Source organism: Pedobacter paludis (assembly GCF_003173575.1).
Lineage (GTDB): Bacteria > Bacteroidota > Bacteroidia > Sphingobacteriales > Sphingobacteriaceae > Pedobacter > Pedobacter paludis.
Window position 1 is genome coordinate 121,291 of the sequence record NZ_QGNY01000002.1, and the last position, 18,001, is coordinate 139,291.

18 protein-coding genes are annotated in these 18,001 nt (G+C 35.6%); 6 read left to right on the forward strand and 12 right to left on the reverse strand.

Going from position 1 to position 18,001, the window contains the following annotated elements:
• Window positions 1–426: 426 nt before the first annotated feature.
• Window positions 427–2,019 (forward strand): sensor histidine kinase, encoded by a 1,593-nt coding sequence (locus tag DF947_RS05030; RefSeq protein ID WP_109928626.1) that lies wholly within the window; start codon window positions 427–429, stop codon window positions 2,017–2,019.
• Window position 2,020: 1 nt separating this feature from the next.
• A complete protein-coding gene (locus tag DF947_RS05035; RefSeq protein ID WP_109928627.1) occupies window positions 2,021–2,764 on the forward strand; it encodes a LytR/AlgR family response regulator transcription factor in 744 nt (247 codons plus the stop codon).
• 32 nt (window positions 2,765–2,796) lie between these two features.
• Here the strand turns inward: DF947_RS05035 and DF947_RS05040 are convergent, their stop codons facing one another.
• Window positions 2,797–3,180 carry a hypothetical protein gene (locus DF947_RS05040; RefSeq protein ID WP_109928628.1) on the reverse strand — a complete coding sequence of 128 codons (384 nt, stop codon included), beginning with the start codon at window positions 3,178–3,180 and terminating at the stop codon, window positions 2,797–2,799.
• Window positions 3,181–3,315: 135 nt separating this feature from the next.
• On the opposite strand from DF947_RS05040, the gene DF947_RS05045 reads away from it, so the two are divergent.
• Entirely contained in the window at window positions 3,316–4,374 is a 1,059-nt protein-coding gene (locus DF947_RS05045) for a nucleoid-associated protein (RefSeq protein WP_109928629.1), read from the forward strand.
• Window positions 4,375–4,571: 197 nt separating this feature from the next.
• Here DF947_RS05045 and DF947_RS05050 read toward each other — a convergent pair whose 3' ends face one another.
• Genes DF947_RS05050 through DF947_RS05075 form a run of 6 tightly spaced genes read right to left on the reverse strand, consistent with a single transcriptional unit; the run spans window position 4,572 to window position 10,655 of the window.
• Complete coding sequence (locus DF947_RS05050; protein ID WP_109928630.1) at window positions 4,572–5,918, reverse strand: DUF58 domain-containing protein; 1,347 nt, start codon at window positions 5,916–5,918, stop codon at window positions 4,572–4,574.
• Between the two features lie 4 nt (window positions 5,919–5,922).
• A complete protein-coding gene (locus DF947_RS05055; protein WP_109928631.1) occupies window positions 5,923–6,900 on the reverse strand; it encodes an AAA family ATPase in 978 nt (325 codons plus the stop codon).
• Between the two features lie 2 nt (window positions 6,901–6,902).
• Window positions 6,903–8,084, reverse strand: coding sequence for a DUF4350 domain-containing protein (locus DF947_RS05060; RefSeq protein WP_109928632.1), 1,182 nt, complete (start codon window positions 8,082–8,084; stop codon window positions 6,903–6,905).
• The gene (locus DF947_RS05065; protein WP_109928633.1) at window positions 8,081–8,806 is read right to left on the reverse strand and encodes a hypothetical protein; all 726 of its coding nucleotides are present in this window, start codon (window positions 8,804–8,806) and stop codon (window positions 8,081–8,083) included. The genes DF947_RS05060 and DF947_RS05065 overlap by 4 nt, the downstream gene beginning before the upstream one ends.
• Before the next feature lie 2 nt (window positions 8,807–8,808).
• The gene (locus DF947_RS05070; RefSeq protein ID WP_109928634.1) at window positions 8,809–9,702 is read right to left on the reverse strand and encodes a hypothetical protein; all 894 of its coding nucleotides are present in this window, start codon (window positions 9,700–9,702) and stop codon (window positions 8,809–8,811) included.
• Window positions 9,702–10,655: a stage II sporulation protein M gene (locus tag DF947_RS05075; protein ID WP_109928635.1), complete on the reverse strand. Its 954-nt coding sequence runs from the start codon at window positions 10,653–10,655 to the stop codon at window positions 9,702–9,704. Before DF947_RS05075 ends, DF947_RS05070 begins: the two co-directional genes overlap by 1 nt.
• 93 nt (window positions 10,656–10,748) lie before the next feature.
• Between DF947_RS05075 and DF947_RS05080 the strand changes: the two genes are divergently transcribed.
• Window positions 10,749–11,483 (forward strand): RDD family protein, encoded by a 735-nt coding sequence (locus DF947_RS05080; protein WP_109928636.1) that lies wholly within the window; start codon window positions 10,749–10,751, stop codon window positions 11,481–11,483.
• Here the strand turns inward: DF947_RS05080 and DF947_RS22665 are convergent.
• From DF947_RS22665 to DF947_RS05105, 5 genes are all read right to left on the reverse strand, one after another.
• Window positions 11,480–11,881 carry a DUF2752 domain-containing protein gene (locus tag DF947_RS22665; protein WP_109928637.1) on the reverse strand — a complete coding sequence of 134 codons (402 nt, stop codon included), beginning with the start codon at window positions 11,879–11,881 and terminating at the stop codon, window positions 11,480–11,482. The two genes, DF947_RS05080 and DF947_RS22665, sit on opposite strands and share 4 nt — an antisense overlap.
• The gene (locus DF947_RS05090) at window positions 11,878–12,219 is read right to left on the reverse strand and encodes a CD225/dispanin family protein (RefSeq protein ID WP_109928638.1); all 342 of its coding nucleotides are present in this window, start codon (window positions 12,217–12,219) and stop codon (window positions 11,878–11,880) included. Before DF947_RS05090 ends, DF947_RS22665 begins: the two co-directional genes overlap by 4 nt.
• Before the next feature lie 91 nt (window positions 12,220–12,310).
• Window positions 12,311–13,036: an SGNH/GDSL hydrolase family protein gene (locus tag DF947_RS05095; protein ID WP_109928639.1), complete on the reverse strand. Its 726-nt coding sequence runs from the start codon at window positions 13,034–13,036 to the stop codon at window positions 12,311–12,313.
• 46 nt (window positions 13,037–13,082) lie between these two features.
• Window positions 13,083–13,862 carry a lipoyl(octanoyl) transferase LipB gene (gene lipB, locus DF947_RS05100; RefSeq protein WP_109928640.1) on the reverse strand — a complete coding sequence of 260 codons (780 nt, stop codon included), beginning with the start codon at window positions 13,860–13,862 and terminating at the stop codon, window positions 13,083–13,085.
• A gap of 47 nt (window positions 13,863–13,909) precedes the next feature.
• Complete coding sequence (locus DF947_RS05105) at window positions 13,910–14,554, reverse strand: 4'-phosphopantetheinyl transferase family protein (RefSeq protein ID WP_109928641.1); 645 nt, start codon at window positions 14,552–14,554, stop codon at window positions 13,910–13,912.
• Window positions 14,555–14,626: 72 nt separating this feature from the next.
• Here DF947_RS05105 and dcd point away from each other — a divergent pair, with 72 nt between their 5' ends.
• Complete coding sequence (gene dcd / locus DF947_RS05110) at window positions 14,627–15,163, forward strand: dCTP deaminase (RefSeq protein ID WP_109928642.1); 537 nt, start codon at window positions 14,627–14,629, stop codon at window positions 15,161–15,163.
• 42 nt (window positions 15,164–15,205) lie between these two features.
• A complete protein-coding gene (locus tag DF947_RS05115) occupies window positions 15,206–17,959 on the forward strand; it encodes a hypothetical protein (protein ID WP_109928643.1) in 2,754 nt (917 codons plus the stop codon).
• Window positions 17,960–18,001 lie beyond the last annotated feature (42 nt).

Here is an 18,001-nt window from a genome sequence, read left to right on the forward strand (position 1 = left end):
AAGGTACTGAAGTAGTTGTTGGCTTGGGTTCGGTCCCGCTGATTCGCTCCAATCTTTTTGTGATTGTCAGTCTGAGCCTGTAGAAGACCTGCAAACAAAAAGTATTTTCGCTACCATCGGGTTTGGGTGGCATGGATACTACTATTAACAAAGATTGCATAATGCAGATTTTGGCTAAAGCCTGGGGCGCTTAAACATTTTTCCGTTGGTTGAAACCAACGGCAAAGGATGGAAAGCTGCACATACGCTCAACTGCAAAACCATCACTACCTGTTTTGCAAATCTTCGCTATTCATTGCCGTTCGACTAAAGCCAACGAAATAAATTCTGTTCCAAACCATCTAAATACTAAGTTGATAATTGCATTTACTATTTTGGTGTTTTGTAAGCCAGCTTTTAAATGGAGGTTTATGAAAATTTTACATTATGAAAAAAATAGTCTTCTTATTTCTCAACCTTGTTATTGCGGTATCTACAGCCAATGCGCAAAAAGGCATCAACTTTTCTTATTTGTACAGTAGCGGACATAAACTGCTCATGTGTGTTGATAGTTTAGCGAAAAACGTTTACTATGACAATAAATTCTCCAATCAGCCTCAAACAGCTTTTAATTATTTACCTGAAGTTAACAACTTAAGCATCCAAATATATTTTGATAAGAAAGACAATGTTAAGAGTTATCGTTATACAATATTAGTAGATAATAAACCCATCTTAGTTAATCAGTCAATCAATGAAGCGCAATTAACCGATGTTCAAATACCGGAACACTTAGGCTTTAAAAGGCTCGGTATTTTTCCAATAAAGGGCAAGAATGTTACGACCTTAATTTACAACATAGACAAGCCTCTTAATATTTATAAATCTATTTTTTATGGAAAACCTATTCCTAGAGCGAAAATCATAGGTTTTTCAAAACTCGCTAAAGGTGAGCACGGCTTTTACGTTACCTGGACTACGGATATAAAAGATAAAACAAACCTCAGTTTTGCTAAAAAAGATGTAGGAATTACAGTTGTAAAAGATAAATCAGATATAGATTACCTTTACTATATCTCAATACGAGACAAGCAAACAAATAAAATAATTTTTAAATCAACTGCTTGGGAATACGGTGGTTTAATTGATGATAATGAGTTTTTACCTTACGTGAAGATTGATAAAAGCGTATTCAAAAAATCGGGAGATTATCAAATTATTATTCAGCCATATCTCAGATGGAATATTTCACCAAAAGAAAAGGAAAAATACACAACAAGACAAATTCTTAGTATAACTTTGGATGAAGAAAACTTTACAACCAAAGAATTAATCACCTCAGGATTATTATTTTCACTCATCGTTGGCGCAATAACAGGTAGCTTAGTGGTTTATATCAAAAACCGACAAACGAAGAAAAAAGTTCTTGAACAATCCAAACAAAAAGAGCTTGCTCAACTTCAGCTCAATTCAGTTCGGTCACAGTTAAATCCGCATTTTTTATTTAACGCTCTGGCTGGAATTCAAAACCTCATGAACAAAAATGAAATTGACAATGCGAATCGTTACCTGACCAAATTTGCCCGACTAACCCGAAATGTACTGGAAAGCAAAGAGTTAATCAGCTTAACCGAAGAGAAAACGTTGTTGGATGATTATCTTCAAATGGAACAATTAAGATTTGGTTTTCAATATAAGATTAATGCAACAACAGATTTAGATACCGAAAACATAGAAATACCAGCAATGCTTTTACAGCCCTTTGCCGAAAACGCAGTGAAACACGGCATTGCCGAAAAAGGAAATGCTGGAATTATTGAAATAGCATTTAAGAAAAAATCTTCTGATCTTATCCTCCTAATTAAAGATAATGGCAAAGGTTTCGATTCTTCTAAAGATTACAACGGCTTAGGTTTGGCACTCAGCAAAAACCGGATATCTTTACTCAATACAATTTACAAAGACAGCCCTTTTGTTTTAAATATCCAATCGGATATGAACGGAACGGAAATTACAATTATCTTAAAACAATGGCTTTAAAATGAGGGCAATTTTAGTTGATGATGAACAAGCAAACTTAGAAAACCTTCAAGTTTTGCTTTTAAAAAACTGTTCCGAAGTTAAGGTTGTAGCGCTATCCCATAATATAGAAAACGCATTTGATCAAATAAATCTACACCGCCCGGATTTACTTTTTCTCGATATTCAAATGGGTAAAACTACTGGCTTCGATTTGCTCAATATGCTTGGAGAAAAATCATTCGAAGTTATTTTTGTAACGGCTTATGATAATTATGGAATCCAGGCCGTAAAATTTGCGGCCTTGGATTATCTACTTAAACCCGTAGATCCCGATGAATTAAAAGTTGCGGTTGGCAAAGCCGAAGAACGGATTAAAAGTAAGTTCAACAGTGATCAGCTTAATTTTTTACTTAATCAAATTAAACGTACAGAACCGAATGTTCCCAAAATCGCTTTGCCTCAACAACACGAAATCCGTTATGTTTCTGTAAACGACATTATTCGTTGCGTAGCCGATAATACCTACACGTTTTTCTATTTAGTAAACGGCGATAAAATTTTAATCTCGAAACCGCTTAAAGAATATTCTGATTTACTTAAGCCGCATGGTTTTGTCCGGGCGCACCAAAGTCATTTGGTTAATCCAAAATTTGTGAAAAGCTGGCTTAAAGAAGATGGCGGAACTTTGTTAATGAATAATGGCGATAAAATCCCAGTATCGAAACCCAATAGAGAAATGGTTAAAGAAGTTTTGGGCAAGTAACCGTGCATCGAAAATGCCCCTAAATAAATGACTTATCGCTTAAAAAGGATTATTTTATATGCTTTCAAATTCTTATAATAAATGCCGTGTATTTCTTTTGGCAAAACTTCGTATCCATCTTTAATTCCGTAAAGTATAAGATAAATATTGTTCATTTTATTTTTAACAGTGGGCAAAAACTTCATTTTAAAATCAGGATTTTCAGCACCAAATTCTGCATGGAATGTAGAAAAAAGTTTTGTTTTTGGATTTGTGATTTTTACTTCGCAGGCGGAGATGTAACCGTTGGCCAGTGAAAATCTAATGTTTAAATTTTTCATCTTACCATTATAATACTCCACATCATAGGCTTTTTGTGCGAAAGTTGTTGATGCAAATAAAATTAAAATGAGAAATGTTGTTTTAAAGATTGTCATAACCTGTGCTTTTAAATAAAGTTATAGAATTTGAAGCATTTTACACCCAGTGAGTAGATCAGCATTTTAATGTTTTTAAATTTCTGTTTAAAAGTAGCCAATTAATTAAGCTGATTATTTACTTAATTTGCCCCCATGATTTCATTTTTCGAGGCTTCGCTTAAACAATTATCTATCCACCACACAGGCAATAAGTTGCTTGAGGAATATTATAAATTATCTGATGCACCATTAAACATTGAAGATGAGGTTTTAGGCAATTTGCTTATGCAGTATTTTCTGAAACCATTCGAAAAGGTAAATGAAGTTTATCGTTTTTATCATCCAAACGATAACCTACAATTGAACGAGGTTTTCCATTTTGCCAATGAAATTTTCGAGAACAATGATCTTTTTCACGAAGACTCACAGCAGTTGGCAAAGTATTTATATGATGTTGCCAATCACCCAAAAATAAAATCTGGCGAATTGTATGTTGCCTATTTTGAAAAGGTTCAGATAGAGGGTGAACAATTGGATGTTGTCGGTATTTTTAAATCAGAAACAAAAGATACTTATTTAAAAGTTTACCCTGAACAGGATGGCTTTAACATGAGTTACGAGCAAGACGCCATCAGCATCAATAAGCTAGATAAAGGCTGTTTAATTTTTAATGTTGATCAGGAAGAAGGTTATAAGGTTGTTGTGCTCGATCAAGCAAAAAGCAGTAATGAAAGTGCGGTATACTGGAAAGATGAATTCTTAAAATTGAAGATCAGAAACGACAGTTACAACCAAACCAACAATGTTTTGGGCGTTTATAAAAACTTTGTAACGCAAAAGCTTGATACCGATTACGAGATTAGCAAGGCTGATAAAATTGATCTTTTAAACCGATCGATGAAGTATTTTAAGGAAAAAGAAACCTTTGACATTGAAGAGTTTGGAAACGAAGTTATTGGAAATGCCGAGGGAATCGAATCTTTTAAAAATTATAAGAAAAATTACGAGGAGGAATACGAATCGCCTATTGCAGATAATTTTGAGATTGCCGAATCGGCTGTTAAAAAACAAGCCAGAGCCTATAAAAGTGTTTTAAAATTGGACAAGAATTTCCACATCTACATTCACGGAAATAAGGATATGATTGAGAAGGGTTATGACGATGATAAATCGATGAACTTTTACAAAGTCTATTTCAGAGAAGAGGAGTAATGCTAAATAATTTTTACCACAGATGCACACAGATTTAACTGTTGATCTGCATTCGATTATTAATAACCTAAGTAATGTCAAATTTAGGCTAAGGAGGTCATCACTCTGAATCCATTTTCAGGTTTTTTATGCATTAAGATGAGGCTACCTGGTAGCTACAAAGCCTTTGAATAGTTTGCCTACTTACTGATTCAAAATTAAATTCTTTGCTGTGCTTTTAAGGCCAAGTACTGATTTACAACATTAACCGTTAAGTTTTGTGGTGCGGTAAGCAAACTTAAAATACCATGTTTAGTAAGTTCTTTAACCATCAATTTCTTTTCAAAGGCAAATTTTTCGGCAATGGTTTTAATGTAAATCCCTTCAATATCTTTTGCTGGTTCTTCGCTTAATGTTTTTAAGGTTGTATTCTCAAAAAAGACAACCAACAACAGGTGGAATTTTGCAATCCGTTTAAGGTGTGGCAACTGTCTTTCCAAAGCAGACATACTTTCGAAGTTTGTAAAAAAGACAACCAAACTTCTCTGCTTTAAAGTAGCGCGAACACTGATGTACAAAGCTTCCATATCGGTTTCCAGATAGCGGGTTTTTTCTTTGTACAAAACCTCCATAATTTTGTTTAATTGTGTTGGTCGGCGATCTGCAGGCACAATGCTTCCTGTTTTTTCTGCTATTGTAATTAGTCCGGCTTTATCTTCCTTTACCAGGGCAACACTACTTAAAATTAAGCTGGCATTAATCGCGTAATCCAACAGACTTAAACCTTCAAATGGCATTTTCGTTGCCCTCGATTTATCGATTACACAATAAATATGTTGCGCCTTTTCATCAGTGTAAGAATTCACCATCAAGTCGCCTTTTCTGGCTGTTGCTTTCCAGTTTACCGTTCTATAATCATCGCCGGCAACGTAATTTTTAACTTGGTCAAACTCCATGCTGTGGCCAATTCTGCGCATTTTTTTTATACCGAAATCGGTTAGGCGATTGGAAATGGCCATCAATTCATACTGCCTCAATTTTAAAAACGAAGGATAAACAGGCACTGTTTTATTGATGCCGATATTAAACCTTCTACTGATTAAACGCAGAGGCGATTGAACATATAATCTAGTTTGCCCAAAATCATATTCACCACGTTTATTTGGGCGCAACAGGTATGTGATATTTTTCTGAGTTCTAGAAGCAAGCATTGCACTAAACCATAAATCTCTTTTTTGAAACTGAAAAGGAATTTCATCAATAATTCCGATTTTAACTTCAAATGGATAGAAATTTTCGAGATAAATTTTTATCTCGTTATCGTCTCCGTTGCTCAAGCGTTCTGGCAAATCCCTTCTTAAAAAAACACCGCGATTATTTCGATAAAGCAAGAGCAAATCGATTAATACAAGTAATATTAAGGCTCCGAAAATGAAATAGGGCAAATCGCCTAAAAACGATAAAAAGAAAGAAAATACAAATAAAGTTACACACAGGCCAAGGCCGATGAATAACCGTTTATTCAGGAATAAATCTATGTAGTATTTTCTGAAAAAGCCTTTCATTTCTCTATCTAGGAATCTCTATTTTCTTGATAATCTGTGCAATGATATCGGCAGGAGTTAAGCCTTCCATTTCCTTTTCAGGACTGAGCATAACGCGATGCGCCAATACAGGTGCAGCCACTTTAATGATATCATCTGGTGTAACAAAATCTCTTCCGGCCATTGCCGCAATCGCTTTTGCTCCATTAACCATTGCCAACGAAGCACGTGGCGAAGCACCTAAGTAGAGCGATTTATTATTTCTGGTTTCGTGAGTAATCTGTGCCGCATAAGCCAATAGTTTTGGTTCTACAAAAAGTGCTTTAATTGTAGAGCGCAATGCTTTTACCTGTTCTACCGATAAAACAGCCTCAATTTCTAACAATTGATCATCTGATTTTTGCTGATGCTGATTAACCAAAATCTGTATTTCGTCTTCCAGTGAAGGATATTTTACCTCAATTTTAAATAAAAAACGATCCAATTGTGCCTCTGGCAAACGATAAGTTCCTTCCTGATCTACCGGATTTTGTGTAGCCAAAACCATAAAAGGTTCTTCCAATTTGTAGGTGCTTCCATCAACTGTAATCTGGCGTTCTTCCATAGCCTCGAATAAGGCAGATTGCGTTTTTGCGGGTGCTCTATTAATTTCATCTACCAAAATAATATTTCCAAAAATAGGACCGTGTCTAAATTGGAATTCAGCAGTTTTTGGACTGAAAACGGCGGTTCCCAAAACATCAGAGGGCATTAAATCTGGTGTAAATTGAATCCTCGAAAAGCTTGCAGATATACATTTCGCCATTAGCTTTGCGCTTAATGTTTTGGCTACACCAGGTACGCCTTCCAATAAAAGGTGACCATCGGCCAGCAAGCCAGCAATTAAAAGATCGATTACGTCTTTTTGCCCGACAATTATTTTGCCTAATGTTTGCCTAATCTGCTCTACCGCTGTACTCAGTTGGGTTAAGTCGGTTCTTTGGTTCAACATTTCCTGTTCCATATTTATTGGTCTTCCTTGTAAAATTGTTCTATCGTTTTGTTCAGTTCAATTAGGTGCTTATCATGAACCATTTGCCCTTTTCTTAAATGATTTATTTCTATTAAAAGGTTTTGTATGGTTTCTTCTGTAGCGCCAGAAACTTTAATTAAACTTTCTTTAAATTCTTGATTAAGATCCAATGTTCTTAACCTATACTTGTTTCTAATGTATTCGAGTAAATATTTTACCTTTTTTTCGGCAATATCCCTATTGTTTCTCTGTTGGTAATATACTCTACCTACAACTTTTACAAACTCTACCGATGTATTGGTTAACCTCGTGATTACCGGAATAATTCTTTGCCTTCTTTTAATTTCGAAAAGTACAAAAACCAGCAAACCGAAAATTGAAATATAATATGCCCACCGCAACGAATCGTATTTAAAAATTAGCCTTAATGGCGAAGTATCCTCAATACTTGGCCGGGTAAAATGCTCATCCCAGATTAAGCTTTTCGAGTTTGGCAAATAAGATAATGCCTTCGATGCATAATCACTTCCGCTGGGTTTTAACAAACTATAATTGGTTAATAGTTGTGGGTTAGGCATAATAAACAAAGCTCCTTTGCCAAAATTATACCGAACAAAATTGACATCCTTATCATTTTTGTTTCCTAAAACGATTGCTTTCGCAGAATCTATTTTCCTGAAATACTGTTCGCTAATTCCTTTTTCAAAAGAATATCCACTTAAGGTATGTAAACTTGGATTGGTAAAATTTACAACTGATTTTTTCTTATTATTAAATTCAAAGTTGGAAGTAATTCTAAGCTTTAACGTATCTAAAAGAACGCCCTTAATATCAAAGGCAGAAATAAAAATATTATTCCCGCTTTGCATGAAACGAACCATCTCCTTAAAATCCAATTTATTCACTTTTACATCAGAAGCAATAATTAGGTAATTGGATTTACCCATAGAATTTTCTTTTAAGGTATTGTAAATCGGGCGTTTGCTTTTCTTAACAACCGTTCCTGGAAAAATATCCTGAATTCTTTGATGCAAAATATAAGTTCCAAAAGGAATTTTATCTTCGGTTAAATAACTTGGCGCCCAATTGGTAGGCTTTGGCTTATAATATTGTGCAACTAAATAGGCAAGTAACAAAATACCACTAATGATTAGATATTTCTTTAGTCCCTTCATACCGTTTTCTGGTTAAAATTATGAAAGGCTGTGTTTACACTTTCGAAAGTGTTTTTATCGAGAAAGAATTCTCCATACCAAATGTATTCAAACTGATCGGTAAGCTTCGAAAATTCGCTTCGTTTAACATCATCACTAATCTCTAAAACATAAGCCTGATTTGTTTTTTCTGGCAACCAATTTATTTGTTGTTTATCGCTCAGACTTTTTAATGTTTTTAAATAAAGCAGGCGAACAGCTAAGCGATAATTTTGAGCTTGCAATGCTTTAGAAATTTGCTCGTCGAAATCAATTTCATGGATATTTTCCAGACTTTCTTCAAAAGGTACTTCTAACGATTTTGATTTGCCCGAAAGAAGTTTAAAATCTAAGCCAATAATTTTAATTGCAAAGAAAACTACCGCAGCAATGGCCAAACCAATTAACAAGAATTTTATAATACTGCCACTAATTTTATTGCTAAAAATTCTATTTACAAGTCTCCAAAACCAGTTCCAAAATTTATCCCACCAGCTTAACGTTTCTGGTGCAACATCATCATAAATAAAATCCTTTTGCTTGCTGTAATTGGTTACTGCCTGGCTATCGATTTTGCGAAGCTCGACTTTACTGCTGTCTATTTTTAAAACCACAGCCTTTTTAACCACAACAGGTTTTTGAACAATTTCTGCCCTTACTGTGGTGATGCCTAGAAAAACAATTAAGATAAGCAGTAATCGCATTTCTAATATTCTTCTGGAGTAGAATTAAACTGTTCTGGTGCTTTTCCTAAACCATCAATACGATCCATCAAGCCCGCACTTTCTTTGCGTTCTACTAAATTAAAGTAAATTAAGGTGGCGCAAACAATTGGAATAATTAAAAATACCTGCGAAATATATTGAGAAATGGATGTTACAATTGCGTAAGTTTTGGTTATTGGCTGCTCGGCATGTGTAAAAGCACTTACCATTGCAATTATGGTTGCTGGCAATTGTACAAACATGGTACAGGCATAGGTTATTATGAAGATTATTAATATCACTCCAGCTGTTGACCACCATTCGTTTTTTAAGAGTTTAAATGAGCGATCAAAGGAGTAACCCAAGCTTGCATTTTCAATAATCATAATTGGATAAAATATCGAAACTGCAGGAAAAACATAAACACCCGGAATAAAGCAGCACAAAAAACACAACCCCAAAAAAAGCGACATTACAATTCCGCTTCCCAGCATGCGAAGAAAATAAAACTTAAAATAGCTCCAAACCTCTTCAATACTTGGGGCTACATTTCCTTTTTGAATGTATAAGGAGATGTAACTTAAAACGGTAACGTAAATTGATGTATAGCTTAAAATCATTAATACGATCATGAGCAGGTATTGAATTGCAAATTTTGAAATTTTTGCCCAAACCGTTCCGTCAGAAAAATTTGAAGAATCTCTGAAGTTTTGTTGCATACCACCCATTTCTATCTGGGCCATAATAGAAGTTAAGATTCCACCCAACATAAAAATTCCACACAGATAGATAAAAGCCTTCATTAAGGGCTTAAAATTTTGTCTTAAAAACAAAAAGGTATCTCCAATAATTTCTCCGAATTCGCGTAATTTTCTGAATTCAATTTTTTCTGCCATTATATATTTTTTTGAGTGCGTTTAAATAATCTGGCTGGATAAATAACTACATATCCAACCATAAAAATAAATGAGCCAATTAAAATGCCAAGGCTTAACCAAATTGGCATTTCGGTGTGGCGGGTAACAAAACTTTCGAAAAAAGCAGCCAATAAAATGATGGGTACAATGCCCATTGCTATTTTGGATGCATCTTTTGCACTGTTTTTAAATGAGGCCATTCTTGTTAATGTTCTGGGAAACAGGATGCCATTACCCAAAATTAAACCTGCTCCGCCGGCAATTACGGCCGAAAGAATTTCTAAAGTGCCATGTATCCAAATAACCAGTATAGATTGTGTACCTAAGCCTTTGCTGTAAAAAAAATATTCAAATGCTCCGATCATAATCCCAGTTCTCAACAGGTAAAAAATAGGCCCAATGGAGAGGAATATGCCAGAAACAAACATCATTAACATTACAAATACATTGTTCGAGGCGATTTGGAGAAACATCATGATTTCGCCCTGTTGTTTGTAAACCCCAAAAGGATCACCTTTGGCAATGTTTTCATTGGTCATGTTGATGTAGTCATCACCAAAAAACATCCGAAGAAACGAATCGTCGTATTTTGCAGAAACCACCCCTATTGCTGCTGATATTACAAAAAAGATTAGGGAATATAAAAGCTGTTTTCTATAAATGAAAAACAACATCGGAAGTTCGTATTTCCAAAATTTGGCAAATCGTCCTTTCTCTTCTTTTTTATTTTTGTAAATGGCCTGATGAAGTACAGATGCGATTCCGTTTAAATATGCCGTAGTTTTAGATTTTGGGTAAAAAGTTTTGGAGAAGGCTAAATCGTTCGTTATATCGATAAAGCGATGCGCCAGTTCATCTGGATTATCAGTTTGCAAAGTTTCATAACCTTTCCACTTTTCAGAATTCTGCTTTACAAAAAGCGCCTCTCTCATAAAATAACTTGTACCCGTTTAATTTTCTGTTAAAATAAAACAAAATTTTTATTAGTCAATAAAAAATAAAAAACCATATTATATTTGAGCAACATGGAAACTATAAAAGTAAGTACGAGCCAACACATCGATATAGATTATGCAGTTGCAGGTTTAGGAGAAAGGGTTGCTGCCAGATTAATTGATTTTGGATTATTCATTGCATTATTTTTAGTCTTTATGCTTTTGTTTACCCTTACCGGATTAGCACAGGCCGGAAGTATTACCCTAATTGTACTGTTGGTTATTTATGGTGTTGGCTTTATTTTTTACGATTTGCTTTGCGAGATTTTTATGAATGGCCAAAGCATAGGCAAGCGGTTACTTAAAATAAGGGTAATTAGTCTCGATGGCTCGCAGGCAACCCTTGGCCAATATTTTATGCGTTGGGTTTTTAGGATTGTAGACTTTACATTAACATCGTGGCTGGCCGGGTTAATTTGTGTAGCTGTAACCGAAAACAAACAGCGTTTAGGCGACTTGGTTGCTGGCACAACACTTATAAAAACCCAACCGCCAACACAGTTAGATCAAATTGCTTTCCATCCGGTTGTAGAAGAATATACACCGGTTTTTAATGAAGTAAATTTATTAACCGATAGAGATATAGAATTAATTCACGAAGTAATTAGCACCTATTATAAAACGGGCAATCATACATTGATTTACCATATGGCCGCTAGAATTTCTAATCATTTAAACGTAGCCATTCCGCAAGGCATGCACGAACTTTCTTTTTTGGAAACCATTATGAGCGATTATAATTACTCTACGTCCAGAACAGATTAAGAGGCCAGGTAATTAAAGGGCACAAAAGGAATATTTCTGGTTATCCAAAACAAAATTACAATTGCGAAGATGATTTTAGGGGTGGAAGGATGATACCAGATTTTTAGCGCAAAATCTTTTTTGGTAATTTGGGAATACACTTTTAAGCTGAAGTGAACCAGCAATAAAGGGATACTTAGCACCATGAGCAAATTGTAGTTTGCAGCTGATAAAACATGACCATGTAACAAAGCGTGAACAGCTCTTTGAGATCCACACCCTGGACAGTCTAAATGAAGATACTTGTGAAATGGGCATTCAGGAAAAAAATTGTACACCTCAGGATTAAACTTATAATAGATTATTGAAAGGCCTATTATTATGATAAAACCTAAGATGTACTTTAATTTCATTATCATCTATAAGAGCTCATAAAGCCTCCAAAGCCTAATACTACGAAGAAAAGAAAAGATAATACTATACTAACAATCCCTAAAAAGAAGCCTATTTTAGTCCATTTACCAGCAGCGGCTGATGCTGCTTGAGCACCTGCATAATCACCCATTGCATACTTATTATTAACGCTTGAAGCATAAACAATACCTACAATACCAAAAGGTATACAGCAAAAAATTGTAACCAATATAGATTCTACCAACCAGTTTTTTGGGATAGGGGTGGGATTGTTTCCAAACGGAGATTGGCCAAAAGGTTGCTGGCCAAATGGTGCTTGGTCTTGAGGTTTTTGATCTTCCATGGTTAATTTTTAGATTTAAAAGGTTTTAGTTTAAATGTTTAAACTAAAAGTATAATTTTTAAATTAAAATCGGAAGGTGATTGCCATTAAATTATTTTAAAACTTCGGCAACTTTTGGAAGCAATGCATTAACCCACTCTGCATACATTTTACCGCTTGGGTGTAATCCATCTGCAGCAATAAGCGCTGGATCTGTTTTTGCATTTCTTGAACCCGGTGTAATATCAGTATAGCTTACACCCGCTGCAAGGGTTATTTCTTTATTTGCAGCATTAAAAGCATCTATCTCCGCACCTATCGTTTGAGGACTTTTTGCTGCATTTTTACCAAAGGGAGTTGCCCCCCAATCGGGAATGGAGATTACAAAAACCTTACTTTTATTACTGTTGGCAAAGGCAATTGCTGTTTGTAACAATTCTGAAAACTCTTTCCGATAATTATCTATCGGATAACCTCTATATTGATTATTAACACCAATTAATAACGTTACAAAATCATATTTCTGGGTAAGTTTGGCCTGTTTAATTGCATTTTGCAGTTCATCAGTAGTCCAGCCGGTTACGGCGATAATTTTCGGATCTGCAACTGTAATATCCCGAGCTTTTAAAAAAGTTTGAAGTTGGTATGGAAAAGATTCTGCCTGCGTAACCGAAGCGCCAATGGTATAAGAATCGCCTATGGCTAAATAGGTGAAAGAAGTGCCCTGATTTGGGGCAACAAATGATGTATCTGGATCTTTGGCAACCGACATGTCTTTCTCTTTTGTACAAGCCGAAGTTAACAAAGAAAATAAAAAGGCCGTAAACAAAGTTTTCATGATCTAATCTACGATAAAATTATCCAGATAGATTTTATGGACAAACCTAAATCAGTTCCATTCCGAAAAGCTGGGCAATGTGTTTTTTCAACTTAGTTTTAACTTCATCAAGATCTAGTTTATATCCAAGCTCTTGTTGCAAAGAAGTTACAGCTTTATCATCTATCCCACAGGGAACAATATTTTTAAAATAATCCAAGTCTACATTTACGTTAAATGCAAAGCCGTGCATGGTTACCCATCTGCTGCAACGTACGCCCATTGCACAAATTTTACGGGCTTTATCATTGTCAGCATCCAGCCAAACACCAGTATATCCGGGGTAGCGACCAGCTTCGATACCGTAATCTTTTAAAGTTAAAATTACGGCTTCCTCTAGAGTACGGAGGTATAAATGGATATCGGTGAAAAAATTCTCTAAATCTAAAATCGGATAACCAACAATTTGGCCAGGACCGTGATACGTTATATCGCCTCCCCTGTTAATTTTATAATATGTAGCGTTTTTTGCTTTTAAACCTTCCTCATCCAACAACAAATTTTCTGGATGCCCACTTTTACCCAATGTATAAACATGTGGATGTTCACAAAAAACAAGATAATTTGGTGTTGGTAATTTAGAATTTTCTACGCGATTTTTGGTTTTAATGGCAACAGTACCATTCAACAATGCTTCTTGCTTATCCCAGGCTTCCTGATAATCTGTTAAACCCCAATCCATAAATTGAACAGGAACATTTGCAGCAGCAATAGGCAATACATTATCTTCAATTTTATTTGCTATTGTACCTGTATTCGAACAGCCAATATTGATCTCGTTTTGCATAAAATAGAATTTAAATCAATTTCTGAGCGATGTGATAGATTTTGGCACTATTGGGCAAGTACATAACCAAGCATATACCCATCTTTGGTTTTAAAATAATTCACTATAAGTTCCCTTGTTCCTGTCGGCAGTTCGATAAGTGCATTTAAACAACCTTCTGATTTTAATTTAAAAGGTTTAATGTGGATGTGCTGTTTAAATTCCAATCCCTTTTTACCGTGCCATTTGTAAATCGCTTCCTTGGCGCACCAAGCAACATATAAACCATCGGTGTTATCGCCAATTTGTTTTTGAGCAAGTTCAACGTCGCTTAAAAACTTATGTTTAATGCTTTTTATTTTATGCTTGATTAATTCGATATCTACTCCGCAGGCAAAATCCTTACTAATCATTACCGCGGCATAATCGTAAGAATGGCTTAATGAGATATGATAATCAGAATTAACAAGGTAAGGTTTTCCATCATCATCAAACTGGCAGTCGATATAATCTTTCGTATTGAGCATGGTTCTCAATAAAAGCCTTGTACTTAGCCAATGCAATAATCTTTTGCCATTATTAAACGATGCGATTAAATCTAGCTCATGTTGCTTAAGCTGGAGTCCGGCAAATAATTCTTCTTCCGTTTCTTCAATTTTCCAGATTGCCAGAGCAGAATGATCCTCGATATTTTTATTATAAACTATTGGCATTTATAAAATTGGAGATTTACATGCAAAACTATCTTAAATAAATGATAATTTAGGCCAAAAATACGCATAAAAATGATATTATCGGATAAAAGGATCTTGGAGGAAATTGATAAGGGCACAATCATTATAGAGCCGTTTAAACGCGAATGTTTGGGTACAAACTCTTACGATGTGCATTTAGGTAAATATTTGGCTACATACAAAAGCCGTGTGTTGGATGCTAAAGCTCATAATGAAATTGAACACTTCGAAATCCCTAAGGATGGATTTATCCTTCATCCTGGAACATTATATTTAGGCGTAACTTTAGAGTATACGGAAACACATGCTCATGTACCATTTTTAGAAGGAAAAAGCAGCACAGGACGTTTAGGAATAGACATTCATGCAACGGCAGGGAAAGGCGATGTTGGTTTCTGCAACACTTGGACACTTGAAATATCAGTAGCTCAGCCGGTTAAAATTTATGCCGGAATGCCTATCGGACAGCTGATATATTTTATTGTAGAAGGTAATATTGAAACAATGTACAACTCAAAAGGAAACGCCAAATACAACAATAAAACAACCCGGCCGGTAGAAAGTATGATGTGGAAGAATAAATTTTAACAAATTTGTTCTAAATTGCGTTTAACAAATACCTAACTAAATATGTTTCTTAAACGCACGCTCTTAAGCTTTGGCTTGTGCTTTTTTTCTTTTTTGGCTTTCGCCCAGAAAGGAAACGAGCCCTTTGCGCCAATTGTAACCTCACTTGAAAAATGGATCAGCACCAATCCACAAGAAAAAATTTATCTCCATACCGATAAGCCATATTATTTAGTTGGCGATACCATTTGGCTCAAAGCCTATGTAACTTCGGGTTACGACCATAAGCCTTCTGCAATTAGTGGGGCGGTTTATATCGATCTTATCAATGAAGGCGATTCTACAGCAAAAACCATTAAGCTTCCGCTTATGGGCGGAATGGCTAAAGGCGATTTTTTACTGAATGATAGTACCACCCGGGAAGGAAATTATCGGCTAAGAGCCTACACGCAATGGATGCGAAATGCTGGCCCGCAGTATTTTTACGATCATACTTTTAGCGTGGGCAACTCTGTAGCAAATACTGTTTTTGCCAAAATAGATTATGTTTACGAGAAAGATGGCGACAAAACAAAAATTAAGGCTGTACTTAAATTTACCGATGAAAGCGGAAAACCTTACGCCAACAACAATGTAAGTTTCAGCTTAAAAGAAAGCTACAAAACGCTTACTGCAGGTAGGGGCAAAACCGATGCGCTTGGTCAAATCACCATCAATATTCCAACACCAAAGGCAGAAACAGCTTTAACCACTTATCTAGTAACCAATTTCAACTTAAATGAGGATACTTCTATCCCGAAAACATTTCCATTAAAAACGGCTTTGCTAAAAACTGATTTTCAGTTATTTCCCGAAGGTGGCTATTTGGTCAACGGCGTTTGGAGCAGGGTTGCATTTAAGGCAACGGAAACTTCAGGGCTTGGTGCGGATGTAAAGGGTATTGTAATTGATGATCAACAAAAAGAGGTTGCGAAAATAGAAACCAAACATTTGGGAATGGGTTTTTTCAATCTTATGCCAGAAGAAGGCAGAACCTACAGTGCCAAAATTAAACTTCAAGATAGCTCTGAACTGATTGTTAAATTACCTACCGCAAAACCTGAAGGACAGATTCTTTCTGTTTATCCTCGAGAAAATGAAATGAGTGGCAAGCAGTCTGATACCGTTTTGGTACGCATTAATACAAATGAAGCAACCTTAAAAAAAGGACCGCAACAATTTAGTTTAGTTGCACAATCTGGCGGAAAAGTATATTCCGCTGTGCAGGTTAATTTGAGTAAGCCAACAACTTCTGTGTACCTCCCGTTAAACGATTTACCAAGCGGAATTGTACAAATAACGTTGTTTTCTGCAGGCGTACCTTTAAATGAAAGGGTTTTCTTTTTACAGAGGAGCGATGCTTTACAACTCAAAATAAGTGAAGTGGCTCAAAAAGAATATGGCGTTCGAGAAAAAGTTTCCTTACAAATTGCTTCAGCAACTCCAAATGGCGATGCTGTTAGTGGAAATTTATCGGTGGCTGTAATAAGTGAAGATGCTGTGCCTACAGATGAAACAAAGATTAATACCATTTTTTCTCAACTATTGCTGAGTGCAGATATTAAAGGCTTTATAGAAAAACCCAATTACTATTTTGCAAATCCAACGGCATCAACAAGAGAAAATTTAGATTTACTAATGCTTACTCAGGGCTATAGAAAATTTGTTTGGAAAGATGTACTTGCACCACAACAAAGTGCACCAGCCTTTGCTCCAGAAAAAATTACCAGCACCATATCGGGCAAGATAACATCATTAGGCAAAAAACTAATTGTAAATGGAAAAGTGACCCTGCTTAACAATAAATATGGGCTCATAAGAGATACATTAACCAATCAGCAAGGACGATATGCATTTAATAACCTGGTTATATTAGATGGAATGCAATTTACCATTCAGGGCAGAAACGAAAAAGGAACCAAACTGGTTACCACATACATAGATCAGCCAAACCCACAATCGGTAACACCAAATCCAAATACCGGCGAATTAAATCAAGACATTCAGCAATTGGTTAAAAAATCGCTCGAAAGCAGTAGAGAACTTGATAAACAACTTGAAAAAAGCGGAATGCTTAGTCGTACGCAACAACTACAGGAGGTTAAAATTAGAGCCAAGAAAAAAATGGCTTATGGCAATACCATTAAAGAAAGTCAGGTTGATGAAATTTATCGCCCCGATAGCAGACGTCCTCCATGTAGCAATTTAATGGAGTGTATTTCCAGAATGGATGGAAGCCGGGTTAATTTTGAATACGTTTTCGGAACACCAAAAGATGAATGCGGACAAATGTATGTTCCGATGTTTAAAAGAGTGCGATATACGGTTATGATTGACGGAATGACAATCGATCCATGCGATTATCAAACCTTTTTTACCGGAGAAAATCCACCCGATATCGATAAAATCTATTTTCTTCACGAAAGTAAGGGCGTAAACTCGAAAGCAAGCGGTGGTAACGATGGACCGATTATGGCCGTTTTTACCAGAACGGGAAATTTCCGCAGAAGTTACGATCCATCTGTTCTTGATTATAACCCGAAAGGCTACGATAATGCCAAAGAATTTTACAGCCCGAAATACGATGGCCAGAACACAACAACGCCAGATCTTCGAAGCACGGTTTACTGGAATCCTTCTGTTATTACAGGTAAAGAAGGGAAAACAGAAATCAGTTTTTACAACTCCGATCAAACAGGAAACTATCTAGTTGTTGTAGAGGGAATTAATGGATCGGGCTTAATCGGCAGATCTGTTTACAGATATAAAGTAAAATAGTTTTGCAAGCGCAAGTTAACCTAAACAATATCAGAATAATGG